Source organism: Myxococcus sp. AB036A (assembly GCF_006547355.1).
Taxonomy (GTDB): domain Bacteria; phylum Myxococcota; class Myxococcia; order Myxococcales; family Myxococcaceae; genus Myxococcus; species Myxococcus virescens.
In genome coordinates this window covers 60594-70174 of record NZ_VHLC01000042.1, presented here as the reverse complement: position 1 = coordinate 70174, position 9581 = coordinate 60594, and the positions used below count along the sequence as shown (strand labels likewise).

Below are 9581 nucleotides of genomic sequence, written 5' to 3'. Positions count from 1 at the left end.
CCCCCCAACGCCCTCTCACGACGAGGGCGCCCCTCCCACCGCGCGCCTTGCCTCCGCCTGGAGCGGGAGGCCCGTGTGCAGCGCGTCGTCAAAGTCTTCGTCCTCTCCTCGCCCTCGGGCGCCCCACACCCCGGGCCGGAGTTCACCGTCGAGGCCAGCACCCACGACGGCCTGCTGGAGGCGCTCCACGCCGAGGTTGCGGCCCGTGGCCAGTGCGTGCGCGCCGTCTCGCACACCCCCACGGGCCTCTTGGCCTACGTGGAGGACCGCCCGTGACGGTGCCTGCCGAAGTCCACCAGGCAGAGGAGCGCCTCCAGGACATCCTCAAGGCAGTGGTGGTAGGCGCCCGTGTCGACGAGCCTGCCAGCCGCCCTGGTGGCGAGGAGGCCTTGGCCTTCAGTGAAGCGGGCGCCCTTCAGCCCCCGTATGAGCCAGAAGCCCTCTGCCTCCTCGTCGAGCACTCCAACTCGCTGAGACAGAATGTCGACGCCTACGCCACGAACATCGACGGCTTCGGCTTCCGCTTCGAGCCCGCCATCGACTTCGACGGGGATGGGGCGCAAGAGAAAGTGGCCGACGCCATGGCCCTGGAGCGCCTGGCCGCGCGTGACGCCGGCACGCTGCCTTCGGGGACGCCCCTGCGCCCCACGGACGAGGAAGTCGCGACACATGAGGAGGAGGTGCGTCAGCAGGCCCGGGTGGAGAAGGCCCGCCTGGAGTCATTTTTTGATTTTTGCTGCTTCGACTCCAGCTTCGTCGAGCTGCGCCGCCGCACCCGCCATGACTTGGAGGTGACGGGCAACGCGTACTGGGAGGTGCTGCGCGACGGCAAGGGCGACATCGCCCGCTTCGTCTATGTGCCCTCGTACACCGTGCGCCTGCTCCCTCTGGACAAGGAGGCCGTCGAGGTGCGCGAGCGCGTGCGCATCTCCGCCGTCAGCTTCGACACCGTCACCACCCGCCGACGCCTGCGCCGCTACATCCAGGTGCAGGGCAGTGAGCGGGTGTACTTCAAGTCCTTCGGGGACTCGCGCGTCATCTCCCGCCTCACCGGCCGCGCATTCCCGGACGTCGCCGCCCTCAAGGCCACGGACGCTTCGGACGGGCCCGCCACGGAACTCATCCACTTCGCGATCCACTCGCCACGCTCGCCCTACGGCATTCCCCGATGGGTGGGCACCCTGCTGTCCGTCCTCGGCTCCCGGCAGATGGAGGAGGTCAACTACCTCTACTTCAACAACAAGAGCGTCCCGCCACTCGCCCTCCTTGTCTCCGGAGGGCGGCTCTCCGACGCCTCGGTGCCGCGCATCGAGCGCTTCATCGAAGAGAACCTGAAGGGGAAAGCCAACTTTCACAAAATCCTCATCCTCGAAGCGGATGGCTCCGGCACCGGCGACGGGGGCCGCGCGAAGATTGAGCTGCGCCCCCTGACGGACGCGCAGCAGCAGGACGCCCTTTTCCAGGAGTACGACCAGCGCAACATCGACAAGGTGGGCAGCGCCTTCCGCCTGCCACCGCTGCTGCGCGGAGACGGGCGGGACTTCAACCGCTCGGTGGCCGAGGCTCAGCTGCGCTTCGCTGAGGACCAAGTCTTCCAGCCGGAGCGCGACGAGTTCGACTTCTTGTTGAATCGGAAGGTGCTCGCGGACATGGGCGTGCGCTTCTGGCGATTCAGGTCGCAGACTACGGCCACGAGAGACCCGGAGCGCATGACGGAGATGGTGGAGCGCCTGGTGCGCGTGGGCGTGCTGACACCCGAGGAGGGCCGCCACCTGGCCGGCGACATCTTCCACCGCGAATTCCGAAAAATTGCGGACGACTGGGTGAAGCGCCCCATCACCCTCACGCTGGCGGGTATTCAGACGGGCGTTGAAGACCTGAAGCCCCAGAAGGACAGGGGCTCCCTGCTGGGCGAGGCGAAGCGCCTCTTGGGGCTGCGAGAAGAGCTTCGGGCCGAGGAGGAGCGCCTGGCCCAAGGACGCCTGGCTCTTGCCCGCCGGTACATGGACACCGAGCACGTCTCCGTCCCCCGGGCGGAGTTCGACACATGGTTCTCGGAGAAGGCCCCATGACGCCTGAGCAGCTTCAGCGCGCGTGGGTGCTCCAGGCGCAGGCCGACGCCGAGCGCGGTGTCCTGGAGTGCCGCATGTGCCGAAGGCGTGGTCCCCTGGAGGAGACGACGACGCTGTGGCGCAACGGCCTCCTCGTCTTCGCGCTGTGTGACAGGTGCGCGGCCAGCCACGACGTCGTCTTCTCCCCCACCCCGGCGGGTGTAGAGGTGCGCGTTAGGCGCCGCCGCCCTGTGGAGCTGGTGACGCAGGAGGCGCCTCATGTGCCTGGCCCCCGCTGACAACCTGCTCGTCATCCACGAGGCTCGCGCGGTGGCAGACACCCTCCTGGGGGACGTCCTCCGGCTGCCGGTGACCAAGGCCCTGGACGTCGGCACGGCCACGGGCATGGAGCGCGCCGTGGCCCTGCTCGCCGCGCGCCTACGCCGTGCCGTCGGGCGCGCGGATGTGGACGCCATGCGCGAGGCAGTGGCCGTCCTCGACGTGGACTGGAAGACGACGACGGCGGCCCAGCGCAGACGCCTCGTCGCCCAGGCACTGGAGGCCGCTGGCCGGCGGACAGCCGTCATCCCCTCTCGCATCCAGGCGCCCCTCGGTGACGCAGCCGAGGAGGTGGTGGCGTCCACCCGCAGCCACGCCCGACGCGAGCAGGGCCTCGCCCTCGCCGCGCGCTTCAACGCCGTGGACAAGCGCATTGCCCAGCACATCGTCCGCACCCAAGGAAACTTCGTCCGGGACGAGTACGGGCGCCGGCTGGACGCCTTCGGCGAGGAGGCCCGCCGCCTTGTCGCCGAGGGCCTGGAAGCGGGCCTGGGGCGAGGCGACATCGCCGAATCCTTGGAGAAGGCCGCGCGCGGCGCGCTCATCGAGCGGGCCCCCTTCTACTGGGAGGTGGTGGCAAGCCACTTCATCGGCCAGGGGCGCTCCTTCAGTCAGATGAGCAGCTACGCCGAGGCCGGCATCCGCCGCTACCGCATCGAGGCAGTCCTCGACGAGGCCACCACCCAGGTGTGCCGCTTCCTCCACGGGAAGACATTCTCCGTAGGAGAGGCCCTCCAGCGCTTCGAGCGCCTGGAGTCCCTCAGCCAACCCGAGGACGTGAAGCAGGAGCTGCCCTGGGTGAGGGAGCGCCTCGACGCGGACACCGGGCGTGCCCTCCTCTACGTAAACCGAGGGGGCCAGGAGACGCGCCTGGCCGAGGTGCTCCGCTCCGCTGCCGGCACACGCGACGACGTTGGCGAGTTCCGCGCACTCGCTTCGGACAGGCAGCTCGCGGACGCGGGCGTGGGCTTCCCGCCGTACCATGGCCTCTGCCGCACCACGACACTGGCCGTCGAGTGAGGGGCGTAAGGCCTCCTGGCGTGACGATGGCCGCGAACAGACCCCGGAATTGCCCTACCCGGCTCGGACAGGCAGTCATCGGTGATTAGCGACTCGGCGGCTCACTCTCCAGTTCCACAATGGCGTCCTCCGGCACCACGTCGCCCTTCGCCCGATGCTGACGCAGGTGCGTGGCCATCTCGACCGCAGTTGCACAGCGAAACTGCTGGCCGACGCTTGGGCATCGCTCGCAGGTGAATCCCCCACGGGTGTCCTCGTACACGTAGACGTCCGAATCGCGGCCGAAGCGTGCGTATGCCATCAGCAGGTTTCCTCTCGGTACTCGCGCGAGGGCAACAGTCTCAGTCTTCGGAGAGGGGAGTGCCACGCCTTCCTGACGGAATCAAACGCGGGACTACTCCACTCTGAAAACGTAGCGATGTCCCCGATTTCGCGTCGCAGGCCTTTGTCTCTTCCGGAGACGAACCGCGATGCAGGCAACCTCGACACCTCCCCCCACCTCACCTCCAACGCCGGAGGGCAGCACGACGACGCCGGAGTCGACGTCCACGGCCAAGGCCGAGGCGACGCCCGTCGTCTGGCCTCGCGACCTCAACCTCCCCACCTCCGGGGAGCTGGCGTGGGGCTTCGACCCGGAGGGACTCCGCGATGGGTAACACGCTCACGAAAGCCCTCGCCCGGGCCCGGCATGTCCTGGAGTCCCTCCAGGGTGAGCCGGTGGAGAAGACCATCTGGGGCTCCCCGGCGGGCAAGAAGCGCCTGGCGAAGCGCCTGGTGGCGATGCTGCCCGCGCACAAGACGTATGTGGAGCCCTTCGCCGGCAGCGCCGCCGTCCTCTTCGAGAAGGCCCCCTCGGACGTCGAGGCCATCAACGACGCGGACACCGAAATCGCCGACGCGTACCGGCTCATCCAGAAGCTGACGCCCGCGAATCTGGCCAAGCTGAAGAAGCTGCCGTGGGTGGGCGACGAGAAGACCTTCAAGAGCCTCTTCGACGCCAAGCCGAAGGGGGACGTGGAGCGCCTGCACCGCTTCCTCTACCTGACGCACTTCTCCTACGGGAAGCTGCGCGGGCGCAGCTTCAGCCCCAGCGGCGCGGGCACGCAGGCAAAGACGCTCGCGCGGATTGAGCAGTTCGCCCCACGCCTCAAGCGCGTGAAGGTGCACGGCGGCGACTACGAGAAGGTGGTCCGCAAGTACGACGGGAGGGACACCGTCCTCTTCTTGGACCCACCCTACCCTGGCTACAACGTCGACGTCGGCGAGGGCCAGTTCGACGAGGAGCGCTTCTACGGCGTCCTCAAGTCGCTGAAGGGCCGCTGGCTCATGACGTATGGCATCCGGGGCAAGCTACCCGGACTGCTGAAGGGCTCCGACTTCTTCGTGAAGCGCATCCGGACGCCTCGCACCATCGCCGCCATGCGCGGCGTGGGCGGCTCCTCCGTGCTGACGCAGCTCCTCGTCTCCAACTACCAGCCCGCCGCGAAGGCGCTGGAAGGCGGCCCGGACTTCACGGTGGACGACTGGCAGCCGGAGGAGTCGCCCGACACCGCCTCCTTCATCACGACGACGTCCCTCCTCAAGGGCGTCGCGCCCGACGACGAGCGCTACGTCCTGGGCATCGTCCTGGAGCCGGAGACGGTGGACGCGCAGGGCGACGTCTACTCCGCCGCGGAGATTCGCCAGGCCGCGCACCGCTTCATGGAGGAGTTTGGCGGCCTGGGCCTCATGCACCAGATGCGCGTCAACGGGCACGTCAAGGTGCTGGAGAGCTACCTGGCGCCCGTCGACTTCAACCTGGGCGAGGTGCCAGTGCGCAAGGGCACCTGGCTGCTCGCCGTGCGCGTCCTCTCGGACGAGCTCTGGCAACGCGTGAAGGACGGGCAGCTAACGGGCTTCAGCATTGGCGGCACCGCGCGCCGGCTCCCCGAGGCCACCCCTGCCACCGAGCCGCCCCCTTCCGACACACCTGCCGCTGACTCCCAGCCGGAGGCCGCATGACGAGCACCACCCAAGGCTCCGCCTCCGTCCACCGCCTCGTCGACATGGTGGTCGAGGAGGTCTCCCTCGTGGACAGGGCCGCCAACAAGCACCGCTTCCTCCTCGTGAAGCGAGACGGAGACACCATGCACGACGCTCCCCAGGACACCTCGCATGCCGAGGGCGCCACCAGCACCACCTCGGACACGTCCAAGGCCGATGACGCGCTCCTCGCCACGGCCCAGCAAGCCCTCGAAGCGGTGACGGCCCTCGTCGAGGCATTGGCTTCCACGGACGGCATCGACGGCGTGCGTGTGGTGGAGGTGGCCCAGCACCTGCGCGCGCTGGCCGACACGCTGGAGGACGAGGACGAGGAGGATGACGTCGAGGCGCGCGCCAAGGCCGCCAACCCCGCTCCGACTCCGCCGCCGGCTCCGCCCGCACCCGCGCCCACGCCGGGCCCCGACGCCTCTGGCGTCATGGAAGGCCTGATGAAGCTCACCGACGCCGTCCGCGCGCTGGAGGGCTCCGTGAAGGAGCAGCACCAGCGCCTCGGCCGCGTCGAGAAGCAGTTCGGCCTGCCCAACAGCACCGCCCCCGCGGAGCGCCCGCCCAAGCCCATCGTCGAGGACGTCGGCTGGCCGCTCGACCTCAACAAGCCCCTCAACCGGGAGAGCGTCGACAAAGCGCTTTCCTTCCACGACGTCTGACGTCCCACCCGCACCCAGGAAGCCTCACCGCCCAAGGAAGCCCTCATGAGTCGTCTCGACAATCGCACCCTCCTGGAGAAGGCCGACCTGGCCCTCGCCGACCTCACGGCGGGCGGCGGCATCCTCCAGCCCGCCCAGGCGCAGAAGTTCATGCGCCTGCTCATCAAGCAGTCGGTGCTCCTGCAGCAATGCACCGTCGTGCCCATGGCTGCCCCCAAGCAGCAGTTCAGCAAACTGAAATTCGGCAGCCGCATCCTCCGCCCCGGCCAGGAAGCCACCGCCGTCCCCGCCGCCCAGCGCGTGAAGCCCGACCTCTCCCAGGTGGAGCTGGACGCCAAGCTCTTCAAGGGCGAGGTGCGCCTCTCCGACGAGGTGCTGGAGGACTCCATCGAGCGCGGCGAGCTGCGCCAGACGCTCATGGAGATGATGGCGGACGCCATCAGCCGCGACATGGAGGAAATCCTCGTCAACGGGGACACGGCCTCCTCGGACGCCTTCCTCGCCACGATGGATGGCGTGCTGAAGCAGGCCACCAGCAACGTCGTGGACGCGGCCGGCGCCCCCATCTCCAAGGACGTCCTCGGCGACTTGCTCAAGTCGCTGCCCTCGGAGCATCTGCGCGACAAGAGCAGCATGGGGTTCCTCTTACCAGCGTAGACGCGGACCTGGACTACCGCAGCACGCTGGCGGAGCGGGCCACGGCTGTCGGCGACAAGTTCCTCGAGGGCGACGCGCCGGTCCTCTACTCGGGCGTCCCGCTGCGGCCCATTCCTCTCTGGCCGGAGAACCTCGGCGCGACGAATGACCGCACGGCCATCCTCCTGTGCAACCCCAAGAATATCCACGTCGGCATCTGGCGGCAGATTCGGCTCGAGTCGGCGCGCGACATCTCCGAGGGGACGCTGAAGGTGGTGGCCACGCTGCGCTTCGACGCGAAGTTCGCGGAGGAGCCGGGCACGGCCAAGGCCATCAACGTGCAGCTGTGAGGCCCACCATGGACAATTCCCATCTCGTCCGACTGAAGGCCTACGACGCGCGCCGGGGCCACGTGCTGCGGCGCTACACGTATGCCGGCATCAAGTTCCAGGAGGAGCGCGGCTGGTACCGGGTGGAGAAGCCGGTGGCGGACTACCTGCGCACCGTCCACCAGTTGCCCGGTGACACCTACTCGCCGCTCGCCTTCGACGTCTGCACGGAAGCCGAGGCGAAGGCCCTCGACGTCACTGAGGCCGACGAGGCCCGCGTGAAGCGCAGCGCCAGCGACGAGCTGAAGCTGAGTGCGGCGCGGCCCGCCGGCACGATGACGACGGAAGACTTGCCGAAGGCCAGCGAGGAGAAGGACACGCGCCGCGCCAAGCGGGAGAAGGACTGACGTGTACGCCACGGTGGCCGACATGCGCGCCGAGGGCGTCACACCGGCCATGGCGGGCGACACCCGCCTGGCCGTCCTCCTGGAAGAGGCGACGCGCACCATCGACAAGGTGACAGGGTGGTACTTCGAGCCGCGCTCGGCGACGTTGCACCTCGACGGGCGCGGCACCCCGTCCCTCTGGCTGCCGGTACCGCCCATCCGCCTCTACCGCCTGGCGATGTACGGGGCGGACGTGTCCTTCTCCAAGGAGCGCCTGGTGGTGGTGGGCGCTCCGGTAGGCGCGGGCTTCGACGGGCCTCGCCTCACCTTCCGCCATGGCCGTGTCTTCCCGCGCGGCGAGGACAACATCACCGTAGGCGCGCGCTGGGGCTACACCGAAGCGGACGGGACGCCCGAGGGTCGCACACCGCCCGCCATCCGCCGCGCCTGCATGCTCCTCGTCCTTCGCAGCCTCTCGCCGCTGGCGGACGAGGCTTCCCTGGAGGAGCGCACGCGCTGGCGGGTGGTGGAGGAGAGGACGCGCGAGCAGAGCTACCGCCTCGACAGTGTCCGCCCCGCGGTGCGGCCTCTCACCGGAGAGCCGGAGGTGGACACCCTCCTCGCCCCCTATGTGAAGCCCTCCCTGCCCGGAGTGGCCTGATGAGGGGCAGACTCATCTTCCCCTTCCTCGCGGAGCTGCACCGCTTGGACACCGCCGCCATGGCGAGCCCGGGCCCGAGCCCCCATGCCAGCGGGTACGACGCGGACTTCCGCGAGCCGGTGCTGGAGGACTCGGACGACGACGGCCTTGCCGATGCCTTCCGTCGCGAATTTCCGCCCGTGCGTGTCCCCTGCCAGGTGGAGCCGGATGCCTTTGAGTCATTGCGCATGACTCCTTCCGGCAACAGCCCCCGGACGAGCTTCGAACTCGTCTTCCACTTCCGAGACTTGGAGCGCCTCGGACTCGTCGATGCGGCCACGGGTGACGCCCTCATCCGTCCCAGTGACAGGCTGGGCGCCCTCTACGACGTCGCGGGCGCCCTCGTGCAGGCCGTGAGGACGCCCCCCGGGCTGTACGTCACGGAGGCGCGCCCCACGGGCTTCGGACTCCACCGCCGGAGGCCTCGCCGGAATCTCTTGCTCGTCACCTTCAACGACAGGCCCCAAGCCCGAGGACTCACGTGAAAGCACTGCTACTCGCCCCACTTCTCGCCACCGCCCTCCTCACCCGCTGCCGCGCGCCGGACGGCTGCGCGCCGGTGTCCACGCGCTGCGCCGGCAACGTCGCCGAAATCTGCAACGGCGACGACAACTGGCAGCCACTGGCCGACTGCGACGCGGTCAGCGAGCACAGCAGCACAGCCTTCACCTGCACCTACGTCAACGAAGAGGGCGTCGCCGGCCACACCTGCCTGCCCATCACCGTGGACGCGGGCACCTTCGACGCCGGCACCGTGGACGCGGGCGCCGAGAAAGGCGGTGTCCTGTGAAGGGTTACCTCCAGTCCCTCCCCCGAGTGGGCGGCCTCTTCCAGCGCGACATCCAGCCCGCGGAGGTGTGGGCCTTCTGGAAGTACATGCAGGAGCGCTTCCGCACCAAGACGGCCAACAAGGCCGACTCCCTCGAAATGCAGCTTGCGGCCGAAGTGCTTCAACGCATGGGCATCCTCGACAGGCAGCGCTTCCTCCAGCGCTACGCCACCACCGTGGGCCGCACCCTCTACCTGCCCTTCGAGGTGGGCACGCCGAAGTCCGGCTGGGACTTGTGGGCCCAGGTGGTGGTGTGCGTCCACGAGCACCAGCACGTCGTCCAGCATGACGAGGAGGGCCCCAGCTACGAGCTGGCCTACGCCACCAGTTCCTCCGCGCGCGCGCGCTACGAGGCCGAGGCGTACACCTGCAACCTGGAGCTGCACTACTGGCGCTACGGCACCCTGCCCGCCGTGCGCCCCATGGCCGAGGGCCTCAAGCACTACGGCTGCCGGCCGGAGGACGTCGAAGTCGCCGCGCACACCCTGGCCCTCACCTCGGTGTCCGTCCGCCACGGTGCGGTGGTGAGTGAGGCCACCCACGTGGCCCTCGAGTGGTTCAACTCGCACGTCCCCCACCTGCGGGCGAAGAAGGGCTGAGA

13 protein-coding genes are annotated in these 9581 nt (G+C 69.0%); 12 read left to right on the top strand and 1 reads right to left on the bottom strand.

Annotated elements, in window-relative coordinates:
* The first annotated feature begins 47 nt into the window (after window positions 1-47).
* The 3 genes from FL344_RS18650 to FL344_RS18640 are packed head-to-tail and all read left to right on the top strand — an operon-like array spanning window position 48 to window position 3410.
* Window positions 48-2072 (top strand): phage portal protein, encoded by a 2025-nt coding sequence (locus FL344_RS18650; RefSeq protein ID WP_141619471.1) that lies wholly within the window; start codon window positions 48-50, stop codon window positions 2070-2072.
* Complete coding sequence (locus FL344_RS18645; protein ID WP_141619470.1) at window positions 2069-2350, top strand: hypothetical protein; 282 nt, start codon at window positions 2069-2071, stop codon at window positions 2348-2350. The genes FL344_RS18650 and FL344_RS18645 overlap by 4 nt, the downstream gene beginning before the upstream one ends.
* Complete coding sequence (locus tag FL344_RS18640; protein ID WP_141619469.1) at window positions 2331-3410, top strand: head morphogenesis protein; 1080 nt, start codon at window positions 2331-2333, stop codon at window positions 3408-3410. Before FL344_RS18645 ends, FL344_RS18640 begins: the two co-directional genes overlap by 20 nt.
* A gap of 85 nt (window positions 3411-3495) precedes the next feature.
* Here the strand turns inward: FL344_RS18640 and FL344_RS18635 are convergent, their stop codons facing one another.
* The gene (locus tag FL344_RS18635; protein ID WP_141619468.1) at window positions 3496-3711 is read right to left on the bottom strand and encodes a hypothetical protein; all 216 of its coding nucleotides are present in this window, start codon (window positions 3709-3711) and stop codon (window positions 3496-3498) included.
* A 169-nt stretch (window positions 3712-3880) separates the two neighbouring features.
* Between FL344_RS18635 and FL344_RS18630 the strand changes: the two genes are divergently transcribed.
* The 9 genes from FL344_RS18630 to FL344_RS18590 all read left to right on the top strand — a co-directional run bounded on the left by FL344_RS18630 (window position 3881) and on the right by FL344_RS18590 (window position 9579).
* Window positions 3881-4066, top strand: coding sequence for a hypothetical protein (locus tag FL344_RS18630; RefSeq protein WP_141619467.1), 186 nt, complete (start codon window positions 3881-3883; stop codon window positions 4064-4066).
* Window positions 4059-5411, top strand: coding sequence for an XkdF-like putative serine protease domain-containing protein (locus FL344_RS18625; RefSeq protein WP_141619466.1), 1353 nt, complete (start codon window positions 4059-4061; stop codon window positions 5409-5411). Before FL344_RS18630 ends, FL344_RS18625 begins: the two co-directional genes overlap by 8 nt.
* Window positions 5408-6100 (top strand): hypothetical protein, encoded by a 693-nt coding sequence (locus FL344_RS18620; RefSeq protein ID WP_095957885.1) that lies wholly within the window; start codon window positions 5408-5410, stop codon window positions 6098-6100. The genes FL344_RS18625 and FL344_RS18620 overlap by 4 nt, the downstream gene beginning before the upstream one ends.
* Window positions 6101-6145: 45 nt before the next feature.
* On the top strand, window positions 6146-6757 hold the full coding sequence (locus tag FL344_RS18615; protein ID WP_095957884.1) for a phage major capsid protein: 612 nt from the start codon (window positions 6146-6148) through the stop codon (window positions 6755-6757).
* A 337-nt stretch (window positions 6758-7094) separates the two neighbouring features.
* On the top strand, window positions 7095-7472 hold the full coding sequence (locus FL344_RS18610) for a hypothetical protein (protein ID WP_095957883.1): 378 nt from the start codon (window positions 7095-7097) through the stop codon (window positions 7470-7472).
* A gap of 1 nt (window position 7473) precedes the next feature.
* Window positions 7474-8112: a hypothetical protein gene (locus tag FL344_RS18605; RefSeq protein WP_095957882.1), complete on the top strand. Its 639-nt coding sequence runs from the start codon at window positions 7474-7476 to the stop codon at window positions 8110-8112.
* Window positions 8112-8636 (top strand): hypothetical protein, encoded by a 525-nt coding sequence (locus FL344_RS18600; RefSeq protein WP_095957881.1) that lies wholly within the window; start codon window positions 8112-8114, stop codon window positions 8634-8636. The genes FL344_RS18605 and FL344_RS18600 overlap by 1 nt, the downstream gene beginning before the upstream one ends.
* Window positions 8633-8941 carry a hypothetical protein gene (locus FL344_RS18595; RefSeq protein WP_095957880.1) on the top strand — a complete coding sequence of 103 codons (309 nt, stop codon included), beginning with the start codon at window positions 8633-8635 and terminating at the stop codon, window positions 8939-8941. Before FL344_RS18600 ends, FL344_RS18595 begins: the two co-directional genes overlap by 4 nt.
* Window positions 8938-9579: a hypothetical protein gene (locus FL344_RS18590; RefSeq protein WP_095957879.1), complete on the top strand. Its 642-nt coding sequence runs from the start codon at window positions 8938-8940 to the stop codon at window positions 9577-9579. The genes FL344_RS18595 and FL344_RS18590 overlap by 4 nt, the downstream gene beginning before the upstream one ends.
* Window positions 9580-9581 lie beyond the last annotated feature (2 nt).

Excerpts from the sequence above, each read along its gene's own strand:
- FL344_RS18645 (WP_141619470.1), top strand. The coding sequence starts at position 2,069 with ATGACGCCTGAGCAGCTTCAGCGCGCGTGGGTGCTCCAGGCGCAGGCC.
- FL344_RS18640 (WP_141619469.1), top strand. The coding sequence starts at position 2,331 with ATGTGCCTGGCCCCCGCTGACAACCTGCTCGTCATCCACGAGGCTCGC.
- FL344_RS18635 (WP_141619468.1), bottom strand. The coding sequence starts at position 3,711 with ATGGCATACGCACGCTTCGGCCGCGATTCGGACGTCTACGTGTACGAG.
- FL344_RS18630 (WP_141619467.1), top strand. The coding sequence starts at position 3,881 with ATGCAGGCAACCTCGACACCTCCCCCCACCTCACCTCCAACGCCGGAG.
- FL344_RS18625 (WP_141619466.1), top strand. The coding sequence starts at position 4,059 with ATGGGTAACACGCTCACGAAAGCCCTCGCCCGGGCCCGGCATGTCCTG.
- FL344_RS18620 (WP_095957885.1), top strand. The coding sequence starts at position 5,408 with ATGACGAGCACCACCCAAGGCTCCGCCTCCGTCCACCGCCTCGTCGAC.
- FL344_RS18615 (WP_095957884.1), top strand. The coding sequence starts at position 6,146 with ATGAGTCGTCTCGACAATCGCACCCTCCTGGAGAAGGCCGACCTGGCC.
- FL344_RS18610 (WP_095957883.1), top strand. The coding sequence starts at position 7,095 with ATGGACAATTCCCATCTCGTCCGACTGAAGGCCTACGACGCGCGCCGG.
- FL344_RS18600 (WP_095957881.1), top strand. The coding sequence starts at position 8,112 with ATGAGGGGCAGACTCATCTTCCCCTTCCTCGCGGAGCTGCACCGCTTG.